General features: G+C 53.0%; 21 protein-coding genes and 1 pseudogene. 18 read left to right on the top strand and 4 right to left on the bottom strand.

The genetic code is table 11. The features are described 5' to 3' along the window. Positions 1 to 35: 35 nt before the first annotated feature. From FE783_RS35090 to FE783_RS39090, 3 genes are read left to right on the top strand one after another with little or no spacing between them, the layout of a single operon-like run. Positions 36 to 869 (top strand): HpcH/HpaI aldolase family protein, encoded by an 834-nt coding sequence (locus FE783_RS35090; RefSeq protein ID WP_158302205.1) that lies wholly within the window; start codon positions 36 to 38, stop codon positions 867 to 869. Positions 870 to 898: 29 nt separating this feature from the next. After that, complete coding sequence (locus FE783_RS35085) at positions 899 to 2,083, top strand: exo-alpha-sialidase (protein WP_138884059.1); 1,185 nt, start codon at positions 899 to 901, stop codon at positions 2,081 to 2,083. A 52-nt stretch (positions 2,084 to 2,135) separates the two neighbouring features. Further along, positions 2,136 to 2,486, top strand: coding sequence for a twin-arginine translocation signal domain-containing protein (locus FE783_RS39090; RefSeq protein ID WP_138884080.1), 351 nt, complete (start codon positions 2,136 to 2,138; stop codon positions 2,484 to 2,486). Between the two features lie 594 nt (positions 2,487 to 3,080). Here FE783_RS39090 and FE783_RS35075 read toward each other — a convergent pair. Then, a complete protein-coding gene (locus FE783_RS35075; protein ID WP_138884058.1) occupies positions 3,081 to 3,989 on the bottom strand; it encodes an AraC family transcriptional regulator in 909 nt (302 codons plus the stop codon). A 208-nt stretch (positions 3,990 to 4,197) separates the two neighbouring features. Here FE783_RS35075 and FE783_RS38780 point away from each other — a divergent pair, with 208 nt between their 5' ends. The 5 genes from FE783_RS38780 to FE783_RS35055 all read left to right on the top strand — a co-directional run bounded on the left by FE783_RS38780 (position 4,198) and on the right by FE783_RS35055 (position 6,972). After that, positions 4,198 to 4,659 (top strand): SDR family NAD(P)-dependent oxidoreductase, encoded by a 462-nt coding sequence (locus FE783_RS38780; RefSeq protein WP_202916316.1) that lies wholly within the window; start codon positions 4,198 to 4,200, stop codon positions 4,657 to 4,659. Further along, entirely contained in the window at positions 4,565 to 4,921 is a 357-nt protein-coding gene (locus tag FE783_RS38775) for an SDR family oxidoreductase (protein ID WP_338015935.1), read from the top strand. Before FE783_RS38780 ends, FE783_RS38775 begins: the two co-directional genes overlap by 95 nt. A gap of 254 nt (positions 4,922 to 5,175) precedes the next feature. After that, entirely contained in the window at positions 5,176 to 5,460 is a 285-nt protein-coding gene (locus FE783_RS35065) for a hypothetical protein (protein ID WP_138884057.1), read from the top strand. A gap of 56 nt (positions 5,461 to 5,516) precedes the next feature. After that, the gene (locus FE783_RS35060) at positions 5,517 to 5,984 is read left to right on the top strand and encodes a hypothetical protein (RefSeq protein WP_138884056.1); all 468 of its coding nucleotides are present in this window, start codon (positions 5,517 to 5,519) and stop codon (positions 5,982 to 5,984) included. Between the two features lie 523 nt (positions 5,985 to 6,507). Further along, the gene (locus FE783_RS35055; protein ID WP_138884055.1) at positions 6,508 to 6,972 is read left to right on the top strand and encodes a hypothetical protein; all 465 of its coding nucleotides are present in this window, start codon (positions 6,508 to 6,510) and stop codon (positions 6,970 to 6,972) included. A 649-nt stretch (positions 6,973 to 7,621) separates the two neighbouring features. Here FE783_RS35055 and FE783_RS35050 read toward each other — a convergent pair. Beyond that, positions 7,622 to 8,914: an extracellular solute-binding protein gene (locus tag FE783_RS35050; protein ID WP_138884054.1), complete on the bottom strand. Its 1,293-nt coding sequence runs from the start codon at positions 8,912 to 8,914 to the stop codon at positions 7,622 to 7,624. A 269-nt stretch (positions 8,915 to 9,183) separates the two neighbouring features. Here FE783_RS35050 and FE783_RS35045 point away from each other — a divergent pair, with 269 nt between their 5' ends. The 4 genes from FE783_RS35045 to FE783_RS37790 all read left to right on the top strand — a co-directional run bounded on the left by FE783_RS35045 (position 9,184) and on the right by FE783_RS37790 (position 13,537). Further along, the gene (locus FE783_RS35045; protein ID WP_138884053.1) at positions 9,184 to 10,500 is read left to right on the top strand and encodes an ABC transporter substrate-binding protein; all 1,317 of its coding nucleotides are present in this window, start codon (positions 9,184 to 9,186) and stop codon (positions 10,498 to 10,500) included. A 46-nt stretch (positions 10,501 to 10,546) separates the two neighbouring features. Next, on the top strand, positions 10,547 to 11,830 hold the full coding sequence (locus FE783_RS35040) for a carbon-nitrogen hydrolase family protein (protein WP_238403379.1): 1,284 nt from the start codon (positions 10,547 to 10,549) through the stop codon (positions 11,828 to 11,830). Positions 11,831 to 11,875: 45 nt separating this feature from the next. After that, entirely contained in the window at positions 11,876 to 12,871 is a 996-nt protein-coding gene (locus FE783_RS35035; RefSeq protein ID WP_238403378.1) for a zinc-dependent alcohol dehydrogenase, read from the top strand. A 528-nt stretch (positions 12,872 to 13,399) separates the two neighbouring features. Continuing rightward, complete coding sequence (locus tag FE783_RS37790) at positions 13,400 to 13,537, top strand: hypothetical protein (RefSeq protein WP_158302204.1); 138 nt, start codon at positions 13,400 to 13,402, stop codon at positions 13,535 to 13,537. Between the two features lie 252 nt (positions 13,538 to 13,789). On the opposite strand, the gene FE783_RS35030 is transcribed toward FE783_RS37790, so the two are convergent. Continuing rightward, the gene (locus FE783_RS35030; RefSeq protein WP_138884052.1) at positions 13,790 to 15,184 is read right to left on the bottom strand and encodes an extracellular solute-binding protein; all 1,395 of its coding nucleotides are present in this window, start codon (positions 15,182 to 15,184) and stop codon (positions 13,790 to 13,792) included. 268 nt (positions 15,185 to 15,452) lie between these two features. On the opposite strand from FE783_RS35030, the gene FE783_RS35025 reads away from it, so the two are divergent. The 6 genes and pseudogenes from FE783_RS35025 (at position 15,453) to FE783_RS35010 (ending at position 23,407) form a co-directional block, all read left to right on the top strand. Next, on the top strand, positions 15,453 to 15,641 hold the full coding sequence (locus tag FE783_RS35025) for a hypothetical protein (RefSeq protein ID WP_138884051.1): 189 nt from the start codon (positions 15,453 to 15,455) through the stop codon (positions 15,639 to 15,641). Positions 15,642 to 16,026: 385 nt separating this feature from the next. Next, a complete protein-coding gene (locus tag FE783_RS35020) occupies positions 16,027 to 17,355 on the top strand; it encodes an ABC transporter substrate-binding protein (protein WP_138884050.1) in 1,329 nt (442 codons plus the stop codon). 50 nt (positions 17,356 to 17,405) lie between these two features. Further along, a complete protein-coding gene (locus FE783_RS37785) occupies positions 17,406 to 17,579 on the top strand; it encodes a hypothetical protein (protein ID WP_158302203.1) in 174 nt (57 codons plus the stop codon). After that, a pseudogene (locus FE783_RS39085) lies at positions 17,576 to 17,635 on the top strand (hypothetical protein); the annotation flags it as partial. The gene FE783_RS37785 and the pseudogene FE783_RS39085, both read left to right, overlap by 4 nt. Before the next feature lie 59 nt (positions 17,636 to 17,694). Beyond that, positions 17,695 to 17,895 carry a hypothetical protein gene (locus FE783_RS38530; RefSeq protein WP_238403376.1) on the top strand — a complete coding sequence of 67 codons (201 nt, stop codon included), beginning with the start codon at positions 17,695 to 17,697 and terminating at the stop codon, positions 17,893 to 17,895. A gap of 49 nt (positions 17,896 to 17,944) precedes the next feature. Beyond that, positions 17,945 to 23,407, top strand: coding sequence for a heparinase II/III domain-containing protein (locus tag FE783_RS35010; protein ID WP_138884048.1), 5,463 nt, complete (start codon positions 17,945 to 17,947; stop codon positions 23,405 to 23,407). Between the two features lie 464 nt (positions 23,408 to 23,871). Here the strand turns inward: FE783_RS35010 and FE783_RS35005 are convergent, their stop codons facing one another. Beyond that, a complete protein-coding gene (locus FE783_RS35005) occupies positions 23,872 to 25,170 on the bottom strand; it encodes a flavin monoamine oxidase family protein (RefSeq protein WP_138884047.1) in 1,299 nt (432 codons plus the stop codon). Positions 25,171 to 25,360: the final 190 nt, after the last annotated feature.

The following is a 25,360-nucleotide window of genomic DNA, read 5'->3' as shown; positions in this document are numbered from 1 at the left end:
GATTGAAAATTCGAAAAAGAGAAGAGATGATAAATGTGTTAGGCAAACAAATAAGGGAGCGGTTGCATAATGGAGAACGGGTGTACGGCACGCATTCGGTCAGTTTCGGCAATCCCCTTTCCGCCAAATGGAGTACCGGAATGGAGCAGGACTTCGTATTCATCTGCACCGAGCATATTCCGATTGATCGGACGGAAGTGGCCGCCATGTGCAGGCTGTATGCCGATAATGGAATATCGCCGATGGTACGGATCCCTTATCCGGACAAGTACTGGGCGAACATGACGATCGAGGGCGGAGCACAGGGGATTGTGGCTCCTTATGTGGAAACAGTCGAACAAGTGAAGGATTTGGTAGGAGCCGTCAAGTATCGTCCGATCAAAGGGGAATTTTTGCAAGAGATGCTTGACGGTACCCGGCAGCCGAATGCCAAATTAAGCAACTATTTGAACGAATTCAACCGGGATTTATATTTGATCGTCGGCATTGAGAGCGTCGAAGCGATTGATAATTTGGAATCGTTGATTTCGATCGAAGGGGTAGACGGGGTATTTTTGGGGCCGCATGACATTACGTGTTCCATGGGAATACCGGAGGAGTACGACAATCCGGAATTCATCGACACGATCGTCGATGTCATCAAGCGATGCAGGGCGCGCGGCCGGGGTGTCGGCATTCATATGGATTCTACCTTGGATTTGTGCAAGCCGTTCTTTGAAGCGGGAATGAATTTTATATTGAACGGTGCGGATGAGACCAAGATGATCAAGTTGATTCGAGACGAATTTCAGCTATTGAGACAACGATATGGCGACAAGTTCATTCATTCCGGCAACATGGAAAATCAATCCGAGCGGATCGTGTATTGAGAACCGCTGTGGTAGAAGGAGGATGACATATGAGTCACGTTAAGGTCGGCGCTGTCGACTATACGGTCCAACTGGATACGGTTCACTCCGGGTTCACCGACTCGCACTGCTGGGTTCACAATCGTGCGGGATGCATTCCGGGCGTGCGACCCGAGGTAGTGATGACGATGCAGGAGGTCCGATTGATCGGAACGGACATATTCAACTCGCTTCATGAGATGTCAACCGGCGATCTGGGGCAAAGCTGGAGCGCCCCCAAAGAGGCATATGGTCTGCACAGCCGATACGAGGGCGACAATGAGCGAATGGTCGTATGCGATTTTACGCCATCGTGGCATGCGGCGTCGAAGAAGTTGCTCGGTACGGGGGCTCTTGTCGGATATGACCGGAATCAGAATAGAAGCCGCTTTGTACAGACCGCCTATGCCGCATACGATCCGCTCTCGCGCAGCTGGACGGATTGGCGGCAGCTCGAACTGCCGCCCAAATTTGTCGGTGCCGTTGCTGGCTGTACCCAGCGCTACGATTTGCCGAATGGGGATGTATTGCTTCCGGTCTACTTCCACGAAGGCGGGGTTCCGTATTTGCACGTTACTCCCACAGGGAATACATCGTTTTATCGCTCGACGGTTTTGCGATGCCGGTTCGACGGTAAAACATTGAGCTATGTCGAGCATGGGACCGAGCTTGTGCTGGAAAAGGATCGGGGCTACTACGAGCCTTCGGTGACGCGATATGGGGATGCCTTCTATATCACGCTGCGTGCCAACGATCGGGCCGATGCAGCGCGGAGCGCGGATGGAATTCATTTCGATGTGCCGAAAACATGGACCTGGGACGACGGTGAAACGGTCCCCATTTACAACACGCAGCAGCATTGGGTGACACATAGCAGCGGCTTGTTTCTCGTCTATTGCCGGAAGGCGGAGAACAACAACCACGTCGTTCGTCATCGGGCTCCTTTATTCATCGCGGAGGTCGATCCCGGCAGCCTGTGTCTGATCCGTTCGTCAGAACGGATACTCGTTCCGGAACATGGGGCCGGGCTCGGCAATTTCGGAGTCGTTAACGTTGGACCTGACGAGACCTGGGTGACAACCAGCGAATGGATGACTGCCGGGGCGCGCGAGCGCGGGGCCGACAATCGGGTGTACGTGGCCCGCATCAAGTGGAGCAAGCCGAATCGGGATGTCGAATCCAGGGAGGATTGTTAAGGATGGAGAATGAGAAACGCAACCAACGGATGGATATTCGGACCACGGCGCCATAATAACGGAATCGGAACAAGGGATCGACAGAAGAAAGTTTCTGCAAAAAATCGGGATCGCGGGAACGGCCGCGGCTGCGGCCGGTTTGATCCATGCAGGTATGTCCGGTAGCGCGTTCGGCGCCCCTTCCGTCAATGGACAGGTCTATGGCAACGGTCCTTGGTTCAATCCGCACACACACCCGGCCGAAGAGATCGATTGGTCCGGGCTTGGCGAATCGGCTGAAAGCGTTGCGGCCGCGGCTGCCTACATCAAGTTTGACAGCGTTGAACTCATGAAAAATGGCGTAGTGCCATCGGGTAAGAGGGCGAGATGCACCCGCTTATTATACTTTGGTCGCAGACCTTGAATATTACAGCAGAGGACAGGGTTGGACGGAGACGGCTGACGGTTATGTAAACCATTACGACAGCCAGGGCAATTTTGGGATTGATGGCGGCAGATGTAAATGCATAGCAAGCCGGCGCCAAGGGTGACGGAATAAGCGATGATACCGCTCCCATTCAATATTTGGTAGACAGAGCGAGTCTGGTAAAGAAAGCAGGGACAAGAGTTACTCTTGGGCCGGGAAAATTCAATATAAGTTCTACAATTATATTCTCTGGACGAGGATTGGCATTTGTTGGCGTTGAGGATGATGGAAGGCAATCCGGCTCCGATTTGTCTCAAAATACCCGCCTTCTACAAATGCTGCTTTGCCGAGGAACGTGGAGGTTATGCGCGGCGTCTCCTCCTCGATCAGCCCCCTGGAGGCCGGCATGCTAAGCGCACTGCTCTGCTAAAAGGCGAGAGAATCCGCAAGAACGGGCGCGTTTCAAAGCGTCGATTGGAATTTTTAGCTCTTGCCGTCCTATCGAAAACAGTCGGTTTGAACCAGTCATTCCGTACAAATTCCGCCGCCATCCCATGGATGACACGCTAAATGACAAACCCGCAGTTGTTATTACTGCGGGTTTGTCTCGTCTTGAGGCGGCTGCCTGCCAGCTTGTTCTATAGGGCGGCTATCCCCGCGCTCGGCGATGTTTTCCGGCTGAGCGGCGGCGATGGAGTTGCGGTAATGGTTGGGCGAAATGCCGTATTGTTTGCGGAAAGCGCGGTGAAAGTACGAGTAGCTGCCGAAGCCGGACGTGTAAGCGATCTCTTCGAGCGTGCGCGTTGTGTTTCGCATCTGATCGCGCGCGGTATGAAGTCTTACCTCAAGCGCGTAATCGATCATGCTGCGGCCAAAGGACGATTTGAAGATGTTGGACGCTTGCGACACCTTCAATCCGACGTGCTGCGCCACGTCCTCCACTTTGAACGTGGAGCAGGCGTACTTGTTGATGAAATACTTCATCTGTTGTGCAATCTGCAATTGACTTTTCGACAGGTAAGGATTCGTATCGATGGAACGGTCGATATAGATGCACAAGGTGCGGAGCAAGTAGTCCGTGGCTTCCCTCCGGTCGTGACTCATCTGATATTGCTCCAATACGATTTCCTTGAACATCGCGAGCAAGCTTTCGTTCAGCTTCAAGTTGATCTTCTGCGGACGTTTCTTCGCGTTCCACCACGTTTCCAGCCAAGGTCCCTGACAAAATAAATAATAGTTGGCGTTGAGCGATTGCTCCACTTTGGTGTAATTCGGATCGAACCAAAATTCCGTGACCTCCCCCGGCTGAAACAACAGCAAATCTCCGGAGGTCATGGCCTGCCACTTGCCATTGACCAATACCTTGCATTGCCCCTCCACCTGAAGCCGCATGTAATAGCTTCGGAATGTGAACGCCCCTTTTCTCTCGAACGGTTTGCGGTAGTATGCATAGTAAGCGGACAGCACTTCCGCAGCAGGCGAATAATCGTTGTTTGACATGACGGCCCCCTCTCAATCGCCGATATACGCAAATGAATCGTACGATAGGTCATCTTTTACCTTCTTCGTCATGTTCATTGTAGCACAAACAAAGCATAATGGAATTGTCATAATAGCAAGTCGATGCAGGAAAAAGAAATCGTATAATCAGGTAGGAAAGGGAAGACGAAGTGCAATACCAAAAGACCAAGATAAGGGGGAGCGATAGGTGAGATCTACGGAATTGTTCGACCTGCGCGGCAAGGTTGCGTTCGTCACTGGAGGATACGGGATGTTCGGGCGGCTGATCAGCGAAGCGCTGTTGGAGGCGGGAGCCGGCGTCGTAATCGCGGCCAGGGATACCGGTAAAGCGATCGGTGCGGCCGACGAAATGGCGAATCGAGGATTGATGGCGGATGTGATCCGGCTCGATCTGGCGGATCCGGACTCGATCCGATCGACGATACAAGCGATCATCGCCCAATACGGCCGGATCGACATACTGGTCAACAACGCAGTGGCCAGGCAAGGATCCACGCTGGAGGAGACGACGATCGAAGATTGGGAGGCTACGCAGGCGCAGGGCGGGGGGGAATATTATCAATATCGCCTCCATTCAGGGAGAAATAGGGCCTTCCTTTCATATTTACGAAGGTACGGAGAGGAGCAGTCCATTACACTATACTTTTGAAAAATGGGGCATGGTGGGAATGACCAAATATTTGGCCAATTACTATGGAGAGTATGGCATTCGGGTGAACTGCATCAGTCCGGGCGGCATCGATCACGGGCAGCCCGAGACTATACTATCCAACTACAAAAAGCATACCCCTTTGAACCGGATGGCTGAGCCGCTTGATATCAAAGGCCCCATCGTGTTCATGGCTTCCGAGGCGTCCCGTTATATTACCGGACACAATCTGCTGGTAGACGGAGGCTGGACATCATGGTGAGTTAACGAAACTCAATCTACTCCGAACAATACCGGGATGTATAAGTTGTTGCAACATCTTCTCAGTGATTCGCTGCAGCGATCAAAAAATTAAGCGCTTACAAATAAAAAAAGGAGGGGGAAGCATGGTTACAAGAAATAAGCAAGTCGTAGTTGCAGGGTTTCTATTGTCAGTGGCAGTTCTTGCAGGGTGCGGCGGCAGTGACGGAAACGGTATGAAGGGGGGGGGAGTCGGGACAGGCGGAGAAACAGTAATTGGAACCGGTGGAGCATACGGTTTACTACGCCGGCGGATCTTTCGGCAGGGAACGGTTAATGGAAATATACGGTAATCATGTTGTCCAGAAGTATCCGCATATTTCGTTCAAGTATTTGCAAAGCGGTACAGGAGGCGGCTCGGAAGGAATGGCCCTGGCCGACGCAATTGCCGCCAAAACGCCAATCGATATTTTGTTTACTGCGACGACGCGCGTTCCTTCCCAGTTGGTCGATTTCGGGCTGCAGTCAGTTTTACGGATAGAAGGCGAGGGGAGCAAATGAAAATCGTAGTATTGGACGGGTACACGCTCAATCCGGGCGATTTGAGCTGATCGAGATTGGAAAGCATCGGGAATTTGACGGTTGAGACAGACCATTTCTATCAAATAACAAAAGGTAATGAACTTAAAAGAGAAGCTCTCATTGACTCTTTTGATAAAATGTATGTCCCTTTGATTATCGAAGATAAAGAGGTGTATCATTGGTTAATAAGGCGAGTAACTTGCGAATATTTACTAAATTATTTTTACCAATGGCTTGAAGTCTCAGTGGAGGGATCAACACAACTAAGTGTACCGGATTGGAGACAAGTTAGCATAATGCTAGAAAAGAGTTTACCTAAAATCATCTTCAAACACGATATAAATGTAAAACATAAGCAAGAGATTCAAGTAATCATCAAGAAAGAAGATAGAGAAAAAAACATCAATGAAAAATGTGTCAATAACTCGAGAAATAAAAGAAAGGAGTTACGTAATATGAAATCTTTTACGCCACAACGCGTGTCGCGTGATGAAATGTTTTGACGATCCATCAGAAGAAAATAGAGCAATTCGCGATTATGTCAACCGGTATGTGAGAAAATTAAAGATATAAAAAATGTGTGCCGCCAAATGTTTTGTGGGCAATGTTGTTAAGTAAGTTCTTGTCGGCTGACAAGAAAAATATAACATTAAGAGTCGCGTATATCGCGGCTCTTTTCATTTATGTTGTCATGTTCTTGTCTTGGGTCAATGACAAGAACATGACAACATGCCCCACAGGTGACAAGAACATGACAACATACTCCACAGATTGATTTTGATTCTTATGTAGTGGCTGTCAGGCCATGGCTGACATTCTTGGAGGACAAGAACATACATTCAATGAAAGTTTCGGCTTTATGTGTAAGTTCTTGTCCTTTTCGCTGGACAAGAACTTACATCGTTACCCGAATTGGGACAAGAACATACCACCCTTAGCCGCGACTGAACAGAACAGCAGGAACAGCGGGAACTGTCTCGACTGCTGCTTGACATCGTCGACGGGGCCGACCCGGCGAATGCCAATGTGTCGTTCGAAACCGGCACGACTGTCGCACCTCCATGGACGTACTGGATCGAACACAGCGGCACGATTCAGAGGGCAACGGGAACGGCGCATACCGGCAATGCCGCTCTGCAGATTTCGTCTTTCCAGCGCGGTGGACCGCTTCAAACCGTATCCGCCGGGCCGGGGCCGTTTGCTGCGCGCGCCTACTTTCTCTTGCCGGCCGGGTCGTCAAGCAACGCCAAGGTGCAGTTGTATGTCGATCTTCTGGATGCACAGATGAAGGTGTTGGATAGGCCGAAATCCGAGATTATACCGATTGGCCCCGCCGGACAATGGGGCTCGGTGGAATTTGCCGGCACGATTCCCGCCTCGGTGGACGGGAAAGCGGTCGCGAACGTCAGGCTGGTCGTTACGGTCAGCTTCGTGGAGAACGGCGTTACCGTTTATGTCGACGATGCTTCGTTGTATTGGAACGCGCCATGATCCGCTTCTGGCCGTTTATCCGACAGAACTGGATTCAACCGAGAGCCGGATCGGCATGGGCAAAGGTTATGGGCATGCGGGAATAGAAGAAATGTCTGGAACAATATTCCCCAAGCGCTTTCTACTGCACGCATCCTCCACAAGATCCCTGGAAGTTTACCATCCCACGGTTCGACAGGTCTGTGCGCTTACATTCCTTCGCTGTCTGATTATTTAAACTTCATAGTAAGAGCGCCTCCTTGATGGTGTTGGGTCTCATACCCGTCGACATACCCATCATACCGAGGCGCTCCTTTTTTGACAAAGTCCATTTCTTGCGATGTTACGAAATGACCGCCCTGCTAGACGATCGGAGCTCACCCATTCCGGCAAGCCTCGATAAACAAAGGTCAGGGATGGTTCCGGTAACAACTTCTGGTCTCAATTGAAACTGCGGGAAATTATTTGTCTAAAGCGTCAGGGGCAATCCCTTTTGGAGTGGAATGAGTCTGTAGCCGCCATCGTGGGTACGATGCAGCGCATACTGCGTGCTATGGTGGCGGGCGGGGAGCGAGATTCAGCCGCTCGCATAAAGTCGATTCGTTGATTGAGCCGGCCCAAAACAGCTTCAGCAAGTGCAGCAGCGTATCATACGAACGGACGGGCATATTCATAGCGAATGCGTTCGGTAGGACGGGATAATTTTGCGGAAAAGCGAGTAGTGAAGTGGCCGATTGAAATGGTCTTTGATCGGCATTTCGGCTACCTGCTTCATGGCAGGCAGCGACAACGTGCGCCGCCGGATCGTTTCCTGCGTTTCCCGCGAAGCGATATAATCGGCGAACAACTGGGCGGCTTCTTTGTTTCTGCTGTTTTTGTTGACGATCATCCCCATCATCGTAATCAGCGTGATCGGAGTATACATAAAGGGTATGGCCGAAATGTCGTAATCGATGTCGGAATGTTTCAGATCGTTTAACGACGTATAAGTAATCAGCGTCATCGATATTTTCCCCTCAAGGAACAACCGGCTCGTATCGTGAGGCGTTTCCGACATGTAATGGGGGAAAAAGGAGCCGTTGCGAATGATTTCTCCATATAGACGTATGCCGTCCATTAACCTCGTTCCCCTGTAATCGCGCTCCCCCTCGTCTGTGCCTTTCGCCGCAAACGGCATGCCGCTCTGTACAGTAAGCAGCGGCCATCGGTTTTCTCCAGTTTGGTAAAAATAAAACCCGTTCCTCTCATTCGAAATCGTAAGCTGAATGGCGGCTCGTATAAGGTCGTCCCACGTCCATCCAGAGTCCGGCTCAGCGATGTTCGCCTGCCTGAAGTGATCCCGGTTATAACCGAGCATGACCGGGGAAAAAATGATCGGCTGAGCATAAGTGCGGCGGCATTCGATCGTGAAGGCATCGTTCAAAAACGAGTACACGTCCTTATTGGGGGAAATCGGTTCCAGCAGCGATGTATGGCCCCTTTCGAGGAATTCCCGGAAATGCACATGTTGCAGCAGGAAAACGTCGACCGTTCCTTTCTCCATGGACTCTGAAATATGATCGACATATTTTCCAGGCATAAAGGTGTCGGGCGCAATCTGATCGTTCCACGCTACCCGTATCGAAGGATAGAGAGTCTGAAAGCTTTCAATTAGGTGGGTAAAGTCAAGATCTCGTTTATTCATCGGATATCCGATGACGGATAACGTCGTTTGTTTATGGTAAGTCGTTCCGGTTACCCGGCTGCCGACTTTGTCCACCTTTACGATCCAGCCTTCGTTTACGAGCTGTTCCAGCCCTTTGCGTACTGTATTGTTGCTCAACTGAAATTGTTTAGCGAATGCGCTCTCCGACGGCAAGTAGCTGTCTTTGGCATACGTGCCGTCCTCAATGCCGTTCTGAATATGATCGATCATCGCTTGTAAACAAATGCGGAATGTTTTGCGGCCTGCTGTTTCGCTCATCGTAGGTTCTCTTTGTTTGAAATCATATAAAATGCACTAGAAAGAATCATTATTATAAATCTAATTCACATAATATTTCAAAGTATGAATTATAATATTGATTGACAACCGCTTTCAATGTTGAATATAATCGGATTATCAAGTAATAATGAACTAATTTGTGCATTAGGTTGGATTATCCGTTGTGAAATTGTGAATTAGGCATCGAATTACTTGATGAAGCTTTGCGCGGGTATGCAAATGAAACAAGACGATGGGGAGGTCGGACAATGAAAGCAGGGAAGCGGCGGTTAGGGGCGATTTCGTTGGCGGCATTAATCGGATTGACAGCGGGCTGCGGCGGCACGGATAGCTCCGGTCCCGGCAGTAAGCCGCCGGCGGAAGCGATGAGCACGGAGCCGGTCACATTGAAAATGCAATATTTCGGCTTTTTAATTTCAGCGGAAGAAGTGCAGCAGTTTATTACGGAACCTGTCAAAAAGAAGTATCCTTTTATTAACATCGAATATTTGCCGCCGGTGCCGGGAGTCACTCTGGAAACGCTTATTCAGCAAGGAAATCCGCCGGATATTGTGTTTACCGATTTTGTCAACAGCATTCCGGTTCTGAACAATAAGCTGCCGTTGGATTTGAATCAGGAGGTGAAAGCGAACAAAGCGGATTTGAGCAAGCTCGATCCATCGATTATGAAGGGCATTCAGGCGATCGGCAGCAAAGGAGAGCTGTACGGGCTGCCCTTTTACAGCGAAAAGTTTGTCTTATTTTACAATAAGGATCTGTTTAACAAGTTCGGCGTCCCTTATCCTACCGACAACATGACGTACGATGACCTTCTGGGCACGATCAAGAGGGTAACGCGCGTGGAAAATGGCGTTCAGTACGCGGGGATGGGGACTCATAACTTGCAGACAACCGGCACATGGTGGGGAATTCCCGTTATGAACGAGAAGACGGGTAAAGCGGATTTTCAGACGGATTCGTGGAAACGAATGCTGAACTTAATCAAAGACATCCGCACCATCCCCGGGAACGAGAAGGGCGATACGACCATATTTTACAAAAACCAAACGCAGGCGATGCATCCGCAAATGGCCAATATTATGCTCAATCTGATCAAGACGGTTGACGGCAGCTTCAATTGGGATATGGTGCCGATGCCTCAGCTTAAGGAATACCCCGGGATATCCGGCGCGTTACGGCCTGCGTATTTGATGGTGTCGCAAGTGAGCAAGCATAAGCAGCAGGCGGCGGCCGCCGTTTCGTACTTGGCGACTTCGGATGAGTTCCATCTGTATTTGGCGAAATACGGCAAATTGCCTCCGGTGAAGATCGACTCGATGAACGATCCGATAGCGAAACAATTCGGCAGCGATGTACCAATATTGAAAGGTAAAAATGTTCAGGCGATATTCCAATATAAGTCGGCCCCGCTACCGTACATTACCGAATATGACAAAATAGCCGCTACGGAGTTGAATAAAGCGGAAGCGCCCGTTGTGAACGGGACGCAAGATGTCAACACCGCTCTGCGCAGTACGGAGGAAGCGGCCAACAAGCTGATCGACGAAAAGAAGAACGCGAAATGAGAACGTAAACCGAAGCTCTCATAGAAACGAAGGAGGAGACTGCAATATGGATCGTTCGATACCGCTGCAGTTCGAATGGCGTCCCTGGAAACCGAAATACGGCGGGGGAGAGCCGAGATTCGAGCGCAAGGAAGGCGAGCGCGGCCCGGAGTTGTCGATTTACGGCTCCGGGAAATACGAGGAAATCGGGGCTTGGATCGGCACGATGCCTGTACAAGGGGGCCAGCACTACCGCGTCGCAGCGAAATACTCGGCATCCGGCATCGCTTGCGAAGAGACGACGATAGTCATGCAGGCGATATGGAAAAACTCCGTGCAAAAGAAACCGTTTCGCGACTACATCCATCACCGGCAACGGCTGGAGGACGGTCGAGGCGAGCTGTCCCGCATCCTTCAAGCGCCGCCGGAAGCCGAATGTGTGGAGCTTTATTTATATGCGCGTCAGCCTTCAGGCGGCACGGTCACTTGGTCGGAGATGGACGTTGAACCGCATCTGGATGCGCAGGCACATATTAGAAAAGCGCGAATCGCTACTACTTTTCTTCACGCCGATCCGTTTCCGACGACTGTAAATGCCAATGTGGAGAAAATGCTGGCGCTTCTCGACGCGATGAAAAGCGATCGTCCCGACCTGATCTGCATGACGGAATGTTTTCTGGACAGCAATTGCTACGCGAGCTACGAAGAGCGGGCCGGACATGCTCTGGCGATACACTCCGCGCCGATACAGGCTTTGGCCCAAAAGGCGAACGAGCTTCGCAGCTACTTGACGTTCTCCTTCTTTGAAAATGACGAGGGGACGCTCTACAATACAGCCGTCCTGTTTGACCGCAATGGAGAGCTTGTCGGGAAATATCGGAAGACGCATTTGACGACGGGCGAATTCGATATGGGAATTACTCCTGGCCGTGAATTGCCCGTGTTTCAGTTGGACTTCGGCACGATCGGCCTGCTCATCTGCTGGGATGCGTGGTTCACCGAAACGGCGCGAATATTGGCGCTGCAAGGGGCGGATATCATATGCGTACCGCTTAACGGCGACGGAGTTCCACATCATGCCGAGCACGTTTGGCCGACCCGAGCGTTCGACAACGGCGTATATATGGTCTATTCCTCTGTTTATAGAGGAAGTCCCAGCAGCATTATCGCGCCGAACGGGGAGTTTCTCGCTTCCGTAATCGGAGATTCCGCGCATCAAACGATTGAAATCGATCTGGAGGAGCGAAAGTCGCTTTGTCCGAATTTGAGCGTCGGGCCTGCGATCGGAGAAGGAAAAGTACTTTATTTCACGGAGCGCCGTCCGGATTTGTATCCGAACTATTTCGGTTGACGAATTCAATATCTATTCATTCATAAGAAAGCGGGTTATCGATTCATGATGATTAGAGCAGCAAGAAGCAATGCCGGAATCGTTGAAATTGTACAAAAAGAAAAACCTGTCTGCGACGACCATTCGATTGTCGTCAAAGCGCAATATTCGGCGATCAGCACGGGAACGGAATTGATGACTTTGCGCGGAAAAGGCACTGTTTTTATGGGAAACAGCGGTGTTGGCATCGTCGTGGAAAAGGGGGCGGGGGTGCATCACGTCGAGGTCGGTCAGCGTATCGCCTGCTATGGCGTGCCCGCGCATGCGGAATACTACAGCGTGCCTAAGCTGCTGGCCGCTCCTGTCCCCGAACATGTGGACGGTGTGGAAGCGGCATTCGTCGGGCTCGGGGCGATCGCTATTCAATCGTTGCGGCAAGCCGATCTTCGCTTCGGGGAAACAGCGGCAGTGGTAGGGCTTGGCATTCTCGGGCAGATCGTAGCGCAAATTGCCGACGCGGCGGCATGTCCTGTCGTAACGATGGATTTGAACGAATACCGATGTGAAGTGTTGAGGCGGACATCGAAGATCGTCGCTTGCCATTCGGCGGACGAACTGAAGGTGGCCGTCAAGGAGCTTACTTCGGGGATCGGCGTCGATGGTGTACTGCTGTGCGCCGGTTCCCCCACGGATACGCTGATCGATCAAGGGATCGGGTGGGTGCGCGACCGCGGCAAAATCGTCATCGTCGGCGTACCGAATACGACCTTCACGCGCAATGCGCTGTTCCGCAAGGAAGCGGAAATTGTCGTTTCCCGGGCGGGCGGTCCGGGCCGATATGATCCGACTTATGAGCAGATGGGCAACGATTATCCGATCGGTTATGTGCGATGGACGGAAGGCCGCAACACTGCGGAGTTCATTCGACTTTTGGCGGCTAATCGGCTGCGCATTCAACCGTTGATCAGCCACAGGTTCGCCTTCGAACAAATTGCCGAAGCGTACGAGACATGCATGAATGAGCCGCAAAGCACGCTGGGAGTATTAATCGAGTATAAATAATACGAATCGTTAAGGCCATGACCGTCAGGCCGGAGCTCGTGCGGAATGGTGAATTCCGAGAGGTTTATAGCTTATAAAAGATTGTCCGAAACCTTCAGTAGTCAAAGACGGGGAGCGCCAACGGCCGCCTTGTTCCCGGATTTTCACCGATTAAGGGCTTAATTAATCGGAAAATCCGGGAGAAGCAGCGGTCGGAGTCCCCGTCTGCTCACGCAGCGGAGTTAATAACTGCCCTGCCTGTCGAACCGCCTGCGAGAGCCGGCAAGCCGCGGCGGACAGAAAGCAGGGTCTCTATTTCGCAGCAACTCCTAAGTGCTAAGCATTATTTGGCGCATAAGTGACAATCCCGTTATCCACGATAGCCGAGCTATGGGTTCCGAATTTGTGGATCGACAGCAGAGTGGCCTTGCTGACACTGGCCGAGTGTGAAATAAACCGCCGCCTACGATTGACCCGGAGTAATATCCGGTTGCCTGGTACAGAAAGGCCTCGTTCCGCTTCGCTTCCGGCAGCGCCAGCAGGGAGGCGATGCTGTCGATGCAAATCGTCTCGCAATCGTCCAGCTCCTCCGCTTCACTGTACCGGCAGCCTGTCGACGCCATAGAGCAGGCCGTCGGCCCCCGTCCCCGCCATGCGTATGGCGGTAAGCAGCTTGCGGCGGCTTAGTCCGAAAGTCCCCTGGGGCGGCACTGACTTGGTTTCCTGTTCCCTAAATGGATGCCATTCCTGTTGTTGCTTCATTTGTTCCTCCATCGAAGTCCCTCCTCCTCGTTAGCGGCCCGTACCGACACCCGAAGTACTAACGGCTGCCATTGTTCTCGGATTTCGCCGATTTTGGGCTTAATTGATCGAGAAATCCGGGAGCAGCAGCGGTCGGAGTCCCCTTTCTGCTCACGCAGCGAATTTTTCACCACGCCTCTAAAGCTGCTTGAGCTGCTCGCACAAGGCTGTCTCGTCGATCAGGTCGGACCAGAACAATTTCAACACATTCAGCAGCGGCTTGAATTTGCTCACCGGCATATTCAAGTCGGACGTTGTCCGGTAGCTCGGAATGATTTCGCGGAAGAGCGAATCATGGATCGGACGATTGAAATCGTCCCGGATGGGCATAATCGCTGCAGGCTTCATCGCGGGAAGCGACAAGGTGCGCCGCCGGATGGACTCCTGCGTCTCCCGGGAGCGGATGAAATCGGCGAACAACTGGGCGGCTTCTTTGTTTTGACTGTTCTTGTTGACGATGATCCCCATGATGGTCAGCAAGGAGACCGGGTAATGAATAAACGGTACTGCCGAGATGTCGTAATCGAGGTCGGAATGCTTCAAGTCGTTCATCGACGAATACGTAAGCAGCGTCATGGAGATTTTTCCCTCCAAAAACAGACGGCTGGTGTCGTGGGGCGATTCCGCCATGTAGTTCGGAAAAAAAGCGTTGTTGCCCGTTAGTTTGCCGTACAGCCGGATGCTGTCCAAAAGCCGGGTGCCCGCATAATTGCGTTTTTCTTCGGCTTCATCTGCTCCCGCAAAAGGCATGCCGCTTTGCAGTAGAAGCAGGGGCCAGCGGTTTTCCGAGATGCGGTAAAAATAAAAACCGTTTCGTTCGTTCGGAACGGTTAAGCGGGTTGCCGCTCGGACCAGATCGTCCCATGTCCAGCCGGAATCTGGTTCCTGCAAGCCCGCCTGTCTGAAATGCTCCCGGTTGTAACCAAGCACAACCGGAGAGAAGATGACCGGCTGCACATACATGCGGCCTTCAACCGAAAAAGCTTCGTTCAAAAAAGAAAAAGTCTCTTCGGCCGGCTCTACCTCGTTGAGTAAGTCGGCGTGGCCGTTTTCGATTAATTCTCTGAATTGCAGGTGATCCAGCAGAATGAGATCAGCTGTCGCCTGACGAATGTACTTCACGATGCTGGGGAGATATTGGCCTAGCGCGAAAGTTTCCCGCGGCACATGCTCGTTCCACGTAATCTGTATCGAAGGATAGAGCGCCTGAAATTCCTCGATTATACCGGTAAAGTCAAGGTCCCGGTTGTTCATTGGGTAGCCGACAACGTTCAGCGTTGTTTTTTTGTAATGCTTCGCCCCGGTAACTCTGCTGCCGACTTTGTCTACTTTTTTGATCAGGCCTTCCTCGACCAACTGAGCCAAGCCTTTGCGCACGGAGTTGTTGCTGAGCTGAAACTGCTTGGCAAGCGCGCTTTCTGACGGGAGATAGCTATCTTTCGGATACGTGCCGTCCCGAATCCTGTCCCGAACCTCGTCGATCATCGTTTGCAGCCGAACACGGAACGCTTTACGGTCTGTTGTTTCGCTCATGCCGGAGTCTCCTTCTCCTTGTTGTTGAACTAGTCCTAATTGTTCGATTCGATATACATTATAATCTAATTGATCTTTCTGTACAATAAATGAATTAAAAATGGATTGACAGCGCTTTATCTGCGACTTATTATTGCATTATCAAGTAGAATTAATCAAAATGATGAATTATATACTACTTTTAATTTAATAAAATGAATTAGATATTCCTGATCTACTTGATGGAAAGAGAGAGGAGGTTTGGCAATATGACAAGGGAGGTTGCGCAATGAGAGGGATAAAACAGGGGTACTGGTCAATTTCGCTGGCGGTGGCAGTCGGGGTGCTGGCCGGCTGCGGGGCCTCAGGTCCACAGAATCAGGAGAGCGTGCCGGTGAAACAAGAAGAGATGAGCACCGAACCGGTCACCTTGCGGTTGCAGTATTTCGGATTTTTAATATCTCCGAAAGAGGTGTAGCAATTTGTAACGGAGCCGATTCAGAAGAAATATCCGTTTATTACGGTTGAGTACATGCCCCCGGTGCAGGGCGTGCCGCTTGAAATGCTGGTGCAGACCGGCAATGCGCCGGATATTGTGTTCACTGATTTCGTCAACAGCATTTCCAGTGATGAATTACAAGCTGCCGCTTGATTTGAACCAGCATGTGATCAGCCAATAAAGTGGATTGATCTGAGCAAATTCAGCCGCTTTCTTACATTACCGAGTACGATAAAATCGCCGCCACGAGCTGAGCAAGGCGGACGGTTGGGTCATAAACGGCATAAAGGTGTTCGAGTTAAGAATCAAAAGAACCGATGCGTGGTTCGCTTGTGGCGGAACCGGCAAATAGGGGGAAATCGGAATGGGCAAAGCGAATCGTCTGTGGGGCAAAGGGGCAAGGATCGCATTCGCGGCGGCGGCAGTTGTGGCGCTTTCCGCTTGCGGAGCTGGGTTGGGCGGAGGAACTGCCGCCGAAGGGGAGCCTCCTGCGAAGAAAAAAGAACCGTTCACACTGAAAATTTGGGGAGGAGGAGTGACGGTCAAGGAGTTCGAGGAGCGTTTTCGGAAAATGCTGACGCAGCACTTTCCGCATATTACGGTGGAGTATATTCTGAGCGGGAAAGGAACCACGATGCCGGAACTGGTTGCTGCCGGAGAAATTCCTGATATTATCCGATTCGCTATTCCGGACATGAGTACCAACTACCTGGATTTGAAGCTGGGCTACGATCTGAATCCGCATGTGAAGGAAAGCGGCTACGATCTGGCGCGTTTTGTCCAGATATTCACCGATGAGGTTCGGGATGCGGGGCGGTCGGAGGCGCTGTACGGATTGCCGATCCCTCCCTACTTTCCTCAGGTGCTGTATTTCAACAAAGATCTGTTCGATAAGTTCGGCGTCGGCTACCCACAGGACGGCATGACCTGGGATGACCTATACGAGATGGCGCGCAAGATGACGCGGACCGAAGGCGGCGTAAACTACCGCGGCTTCAGCTCCAATCTGGTCAATACGCTGCGGGACAATCAGTATTCGCTGCCGATCCTGGACCCGGCTGCGGACCGGCTTGCCGACTCGAACAAATGGCAGCAGCTGTTCGTGAATCTGAAACGGTTTTACGATATTCCGGGCAATACGATTGAGGCGAACAACACAGCGGAAAGCGCGGCGTTCTCTAAAGGTCATGTTGCACTGATGCCTAACCAGCACAGCGTCTACTTGACAATCCCGGTGGAAGTGAACTGGGACATCGTCTCTTATCCGACCTTGCCTGGGGCGCCGAAGCTTGCGCCACAGCGGGGGCCGGCTTACCTGGGTATCTCCAATACGAGCAAGCATAAGGCAGAGGCATTCGAAGTCATTGTCGCGATGTTGTCCGACGAGATGCAGCTGGCCGACTCCAAGCGAGGTATTACGACGACGCTGAACAACAATGAAATAGCGGGGGTGCTGGGTACTGGAGATCCGGTGTATAGTACGAAGCATATGGCGGCAGTGAACTATTATCCGCCCACCCCGTATACCCAAAAACGGAAGGCTGACTTGACTGACGTCCCTGGAGCGTTTCAGCAAAACCTCATTGCTTCAACGTTTATCGCTTTTGCTCAAGGGAAGGCGGATCTGAACACGACCTTGCGCCAATTGGAGGAGCAGCTGCGCGCGGAAGTTGAGAAAGAAAAAAACAAGTAGGAAAAATAATTAAAACGAATGAGATATTAGACGAATCGGGAGTAGAGACAATGGGGATGAAAATTGCCGTATTGTCTGAACCGGCTGTGCAAGATCTCATATTTGATGAGTTGCATTGGTCGCTATTGACGAAGCTTGGACAGGTTGTGTGCAACGATCAGGCGGGCAAGCCTGAGACGGAGACGTTGAAACGGCTGCTGTCTGGCGCGGAACGGTTGGCGTGATCGGCGCTGGCAAGGCTGGGGCGCATTTCATCAAGCTGCTGCGCAATTTCGAGGTTCCCGTCCTGGTCTATGATCCGCTCCTGCAGCAGTTCGGCAGCGAGGTGGCTCAGTTGGAATGCAAAAACGTCCAAGCTCTGTTTTTGCACAAGTCTACGCCGCTTACTGGATCGAGAACGTCGAACCGGCGGCAGGCGGCGGGACCGCGCTGGCGCTGGGCGAGCAGGGCCCTGGGTTTACGATCCGGCCGGACGGCAGTTCCGAGCAGATGACACAATGGACCGGTATACATATCATCCATGTGGCTCATGCGCAATAATCCACGAATAGGGCCGCAGACAAACTGCGGCCCCGAAGGAGGAGATGGAATGGTAGGGAAGAAAAGCGGAAAAGCGAAAACGGCCGGGGGAAAGCGGGTTTGGACCCGTCTTTTAGCCGGTGTGCTGGCGTCTTCGCTGGCTTGGCCAATCGGTGCAGGCGCGGAGCCCGTACCGCAGGGGGGAGCCGGAGTTTCGGCGGAAGCGCCGGAAGTTGCCGTTCGGATGGACCGCTGGCTGACGGCGCAGCGGACGGCCGCCCCGATCCAAACGGATGGCGAATGGAACGAGCCGGTATGGTCGGCGGTATATGGAGGCGGCGGCTTTTCGACGGCCTATGCCAATCTCCCGGCCGAACAGCAGACGGAAATGAAGCTGGCCTACGATGATACGCATCTGTATATTGCTTTGGACGGTCAATATGAAAGCGGATACGCGATGGCGGAAGCGCCGCAGGCTGAACGGGTTTTCGTCCTGCTGAGCCGCGACGACGACCGGATGAAGTTTTACAGCGTTCCCGTCAACATTACGCCGGGTGCGCATGCGATCCGGATTCGCTACAACAATTTTACGGCCGGAGATGTGCGGGAGACGATGCAGGAAATTGTGGACTTGTCGCAGGGCGGACAGTCGCAGCAGGCAGTAAGCAAGCGGAGCGACGGCTGGAGCGCCGAGGTCGCCATTCCGCTGTCGTCGCTGGGCATCACGGCGATTGAGGCAGGAGAGCAGTGGCAAATCAATGCGATCCGTTATTTCGGCATCGGCTCGGACAGGCCGCTCAGTTCCTGGGCGCCGGTGAAGCGGAGCACCGTTATCGACGGAGACGGAAGCGGGCCGAATCGGGGGTATACATTAGCTGTCTACACAGCCAACGAAGGCAATCTCGGCAGTGTGTATTTCGACAGGCGGCCCAATACGTCCGGCACGGGCAAGCCGGTAGCCGAATGGGAAGTGTCCGGTCCCGTTCGACTGCTGTACGACGGCTTTGCCGAAAAACGGCTGGTCATGGACGAGAACGACTGGAGCGGGTTATCCTCGGCGGTGGACTTGCGTTGGACTTCGCCGCATGGCGAGCAGACGGCGATTACGCCGACATCCGTCGCGACCGAAGGCGGCGAACGGATCGTTGCGTTTGTACATCCAGGTCCGCTGCAAAACGGCACGTATCGTCTTCAAGTGACCGCGGAGGAAACCGGGGGAGCTCAGGCCAGGCAGCTGGAGCTGTCTTTTGACCGGGAGGCGCTGATTGCCGCAGGGAACCAACTATATCCCAATGAGCCGGTGACAGGCGAGACGCAGCTGGTCCTTGCGCCCCCGTCGTTGGAGGTAGCACAGCTGCTGACGCTGGTGCCGGAAAAGGTGGGGATGTTTTTCGCCGGGGTGCCGCATGCGCCGGAGCTGTCGGAGCGGGCGACCAACTACACGTGGTCGGTAGCCGATCCGTGGGTGTTAACCTCGACGGATAGCCAGAAGGTGATCTATCCGAACACGGAATATCCGGAAACCGGGACACTGACCGTTACAAACCGGCTCGGACAGCCGGTGGACTACCCGTACTATGAGGATGTCTCGGGGAAGCGCTACTTCCTCTCCGCGCATCTGTGGTACTTGCAGCGGCAATATTTGATTACACGGACTCGCGAATTGGCGCTAACCGATCCGCTCGGGGCGGCTCGTCTGCTGCACCGGTTCGCCGAGGTGTTTCCCGGCTGGGTGCCGATAAACGATTACGACAGAGGGGCGCAGTACCCGGTCGAGCCTGCGGGCGGACCGCCCTATCCGTACTATGGCGGCTTATGGTCCCGCTGGTCGCAGAACGAGCTGGACGCGGTCGGCCTGTTGGCGGAAGCGTATGCGATCGTCAAGCGGACGAATGCGTTCGAGCTGCTGAGCGATGAGCTGAACGAGGATGCGGAGGCGCGCATTGAGGAGGAGATGTTCCGGCCGACGCTGGATTACTTCCATTCCTTTCCGGTCATCCGGTACAACAATGAAGTGCTGAACTACCTCGGGCTGGTCTCTCTGGCCAAGGCGCTGAACGATCCTGATCTGATGCATGAAGCGGTCGAACTGATCGAGCAGTACGCGGCCAATGTGTACATGCTGGACGGGTTCTGGAAAGAAGTATCCGTGACATACCATAAGGACTCGGCGCTGCTGCTGAGCCGAGCGGTCGATGAGACGGCGGGCTGGAGCGATCCGCCGGGGTACGTCTCGCCGCGTACAGGAGACCGGCTGGAACAGCTGGATTTGCTGCAACGGCTGCCGCTGCTGTCGGCGATGCTGGGTGTGGCGGGCAAGCTGACGTACCCGGACGGCTATGTGCTGCCGATCAATGACACGTGGGCGTTCTACAAGCCGCCTGCTCCACAGGATACCGGTTCGCTGCTGATGCCGGCGGGAGGGATCGCCAAGCTGGCGCGAGGCCAGGGCGCAGGGCAGACGATGCTGTATATGGGCTTTTCTCCAAACAATGGCCACGACCATAAAGACCCGTTGAACTTGACGCTGTTCGCGAAAGGCCAGGAGTTGCTGCCGGATATCGGGTACACGCATACGAAATACCGGCAGTGGAGCGCCTCAACGCTGGCGCACAACACGGTGGTAGTGGACGGCAGGGATGCTGCGATTGCGGGCGAGGCCAAAGCGGGCGGGGCGGTTCGCGAGATGGTCAGGCTGGGCGATGCGGCCGAGGTGGTGCGGGCGGAGCAGCCCAACGCCTATCCGCAGACAGAGGCGTACGGCCGGGAGCCGTGGTTGATCGGTTTCCATGGCGCGGGTCCGAACGAGGCGTACGTGCTGGATCTGTTCCGCGTCAAAGGCGGGGAGCGGCATGAGTACACGTTGAACGGCGACGCCAATCGGACCGCTTACTTTGAGACGGATACCGCTTTGCAACCGTATGGTCCGTATTTACTGGAGGGCAATCCGACGGTTACGGAGCCGACCAATGAGTCTGAAACAGGCTACATCAGCGACGGGCAGTACCATGGGTACATGCATGTGCGTAATGTCCGGTCGGCGGCGCTGCCGGACGGGACATTTGAGGCGACGCTGCGGACGGTGGACGGAGCTTCGGCAAAGTCCAACCTGCGTATCACCGGGTTTGCGGGCTCAGGCGCAAGCGAGCTGTTTATAGGCGAGTCTCCGTCGCTGCAATCGACACGGGTAAAAGGCCTTGCTTATGATACGCAGACAGAGGCAGTCAAGCATTTCATGCCGAAGCTCGTCGTGCGTCGGGAAGGCACAGCGCTGCAAAGCAATTTTATTACGCTGATGGAGCCGTTCGCAGCCGGACAGCAGCCGCGTATCGAGCATGTCGAGGTGTTGAACAGCGATGAAGCGACAGGGGCGGCTGCTGTGGTTATTACTTATGGCAACACACGTGACATTGTACTAAGCGCGCCTGCCTATGCGGGAACGCCTCTTGTCGTAGGGGAGCTGCGGCTGGACGGCAAGCTGGGCTTTATCCGACTCGTAGACGGCAAGATTGAACAAATGCGGCTGGCGGATGGTACGCGGCTGAGCATGGGAGATGCAGTCGTCACGGCGGGAGGCGCTGTCGAGGGAGCGGTGACCGGGACGGAGCGGCAGCGCGACGGCGACGGGCGCAATGCGCTGATCACAGCGGCGACGGTGCCCCCGGCGGCAGCAGGCGGTCACGCCATTGTCGGGCATCCGGACGGGACGACGACCGGTTACCGGATCGAGAGCGTCGAACCGGCGGCAGGCGGCTGGACCGCGCTGGTGCTGGGCGAGCAGGACCCCGGGTTTACGATCCGGCCGGACGGCAGTTCCGAGCAGCTGTATTTTCCGATGAAGCAATGGACTGGCGCGCATACCGTCCACGTGGTCCATGCAGCTGCCGGAGGACCGTTTGTACTGCCGCAGCCTGCTGCGGGCACGGTGCAGGGGACCGTATACGGTTCTGGCTCGGAGCCGCTCTCCGGGGCGAACGTCAATGTGAGTGGATACGGGAGCCTGGTTACAGTGACTGGGATGGACGGAAGCTTTGCGCTGACGCAAGTGCCTGGCGGCTGGCAGCGGCTCACGATTCGGAAAGAAGGTTACAGCACGACGGTATCCGAGGCCGTCTATGTCCAGGCGGGCCAGCCGGCAAGCATCCGCGTGGAGATGGAGGACACGTCGCCTCCGGTACTGAGCGGGGCTCCGGCCGTCGGCGCTGGGATCGGCCAGCCAGTGCAGGCAGCGCTGTCGAGGGACGGGACGCTGTATCTTGTGCCGGCGTCGGTTGCTCCAATACCTGCGCAGCTGGCGGCGGCCGCTGCAAGCCCGTCTGTGCACGCTGTCAGCGCCGCAGCGGCATCAGGCTTGCCGACAATCCTCCCTACAACCGGTTTTGCCGCCGGACGGTATATGCTGTACGGCGTAGACGGCAAAGGGCTTGTATCTGCCGGATCGTCCGTTATGCTGCTGGATACGGGCCATACGCTGATCGACAATGAAGATCCGCTGGTACGATATTCCGGGACATGGACGACGACGCGCAATGATGACCGTCAAATCGGCAGCAGCGCGGTTACGGCGACGTCGAATGGAGCTTATGCGGAGATTCCATTCTATGGGGACAGGGCGCAATTGCTTGGCGTGCGGTTCAATACGCACGGCAAGGCGGCGATCTATATCGACGGGGTATATCACAGCACGGTGGACAATTACCGCGCCAGCTGGAAGGCGCAGGAGATCATCTTCGACACCGGGACGCTGCCGGAAGGCCCGCATGTGATCCGGTATGAGCGGATCGGGGAGAAAAACCCGGCGTCGAGCAACTACTTCATCCATTTTGACGCGCTGCGAGTGATGACGGCGAACCTGCTGCCTGTTGTAGACGGAATGCCGTCGGGCCCTGTGTCCATCGGGATGCCGGTGTCCGCTAAGAGCTCCAAGAACAGCACCTTGTATCTGGTTCCGCACGCCACGGTTGCTAACCGCAGCGCGATCGAAGCGGCGGGAGCCACGGCGAACGGCTCCAGCGTTACGGTAACGGCCTCGACGTATGGGGTCTTGGACACCAGTGGATTTGCGCCGGGGTTGTACAGCGTGTACGCGATTGATGCCAACGGCTTTATATCCGAGGCCAAACCGCCGATTGCCATCATTGATCCGAGCACGGAACTGGTGGACAGCGCAGACCAGGTTGTCTATTATTCCGGCACATGGTCGACGACGCTCGATGACGACCGTCATATCGGCAGCAGCGCCGTAACCGCCACGTCGGAGAGGGCCTATGCGCTTATTCCGTTCTATGGTTCCAGAGCGCAGCTGCTCGGCGTCCGCTTTCATACACACGGCAAGGCGGCGATCTATATCGACGGGGCGTACCACAGCACGGTGGACAATTACCGCGCCAGCTGGAAGGCGCAAGAGATCATCTTTGATACGGGAACGTTGACGGAAGGACTTCATCTCATACGATACGAGCGGATCGAGGAAAAAAATCCTGCGTCCAGCAACTTTTATATCCACTTTGATGCGCTGCGGGTGATCGAATAGCTCGGAGGCGCGCAGACTGAAGGCGGCCGCGGCATGATTGCTGTTAACCGTTATTGGCTATGGCAAGACCGAAGGGGTTGTCCTTGTATACAGGGGCAGCCCCTTCGTATGTGCTGCAGGTGCTGCGAGGCTTAAGTCTACTGAAAGAAAGATTCGTTGAAACGGGATTTTCCGTTCGGATGAGGAGAAAGAATGTTATGTTTGAAGGAAGCCCAAAGTTTGGAGGAAAATCATGCTTGTGACAACAGAGAGACTTATCCTTCGCAGCTTTCGGCACGACGACTGGCAGGTTGTGGAATTTTGGAAAGGTGGACTTTTGACCCTAGTCTGAACCAGGAGAGGGGAGTAGGGGAGATGCTGAATTCGGAATTTATCGTCAAAAGCCAAAAAGGTGCTGTCCTGAAAAAGCGGAAGGAAGGTAGTGACAAAATCAAGGATGTGAAGTTTCCGGTTACACCGAAGAATCAGCGGAAAGAGCTACGACGCCGATCGCAGAATGCCCAATTATGCGCGACTCCAGTGACAAATGTTTTGTACACTGCGTTTCCGTGTATGTCGGCCATAATCTTTAGAGCCTTCATTACTTGTTCTTCCTTTGACATATGGATCCAAGGTATTGCATCATCTTCCCACGTATAACTTACCAAAACAACACCACCTGGTCCTCCAAAATTATGACTGGGGTAGTATGAAAATCGAATAGGAAAGTCTGTAACGGTTTGACCACCATATAATCCATTTGCTTCCCAGAACCGATGTGAAAATTGGAGACCAATTTTTGTGGAAGAGACATAGTGAAGCTGACGAATTGCAGTCCATTTATGATAAGAGAATAAATTGTAAGGCTCTACTTCGATTAACTGCAACACAGTAAAAGGAACAGTAATAACAGCAAGATCCGCTGAAACCTGAAACGGCTCTTTAGTATGGGGCTGTATGCCGGCAATCGTTACATTGCTGCCGTTCTGGATGATTTTAGTCATCCTACAGTTGAAATGAATGTTATCTTTTAATTGTGGAAGGAATGAACGAGGCAGTTGGTCAAATCCGCCTGAAATTTCATGAAACCGGGTGGAGGGAACAAAGAGGATAAAATCACGTAAGATTTCCAAAAATGAAAGTTCAGGGAATCCTTCAAAACCGGACATCACATTGATCATATTCACCGCAGCAGCAGACAAAGAAGGGCCCACAGGGTTGTCTCGCATAAAAAGTTCCATCGAATATTTATCGAATTTATTGATTACAATTGGCCAATGCTTTTCAGGATTTTGACTAATGTAGTCTATGATTGGCTTGACTACCAGTTGGGCTAATTCGTCAGCAGTCTTCCCTCTTTCGTGGGGAGCTACCGGAAAGCGAAGAATATTGGGATCGCGTTCATAAATCCAACGGCGTGTTTTTACTCCATTTACATATAACAGATCATTTGGTGACATGTTAACAAATTCATTAAGGGGTAGGCGAAATTTTGAGATGTATTCCAGGGTTAATTGATGAGTACTGGGAATTCGCATTGCCCCTGCCTCAATATACTGATCATTACGAAAAGGTGAACGAAGAGTGAAGATACGGCCACCGACCCGGTCGGAAGCTTCGAGTATCGTTACCTGATGTCCTGCATCTTTAAGTAAGGAGGCCGAAACTAGTCCTGCCATACCCGCGCCAACGATAACGATGTGTTTTGGAGACGAGGTTTTAGGCAGCCCATTCCTGATGAAAGAAACCATGGTTGAATGCGAAAGCGAAGAGATATTTACCATATAGATCTCCTTGAAGTTTATATTCGAACAAATATTATTCAAGGATTTGCCTAATATGATATCTATATAAGTTGAACTAATGAGACTTACATGCGAATACAAAGCCGATCAATAATCTTCATTGGATCTTGCATAATGTTGTCCATAAATGCTCCAACATTCTTGCGAATCTCTACAGTTGTATGGTAAA

It is taken from the genome of Paenibacillus mesophilus, assembly GCF_005938385.1.
GTDB lineage: Bacteria > Bacillota > Bacilli > Paenibacillales > NBRC-103111 > Paenibacillus_AB > Paenibacillus_AB mesophilus.
This window is presented reverse-complemented; position numbering and strand designations above follow the sequence as displayed.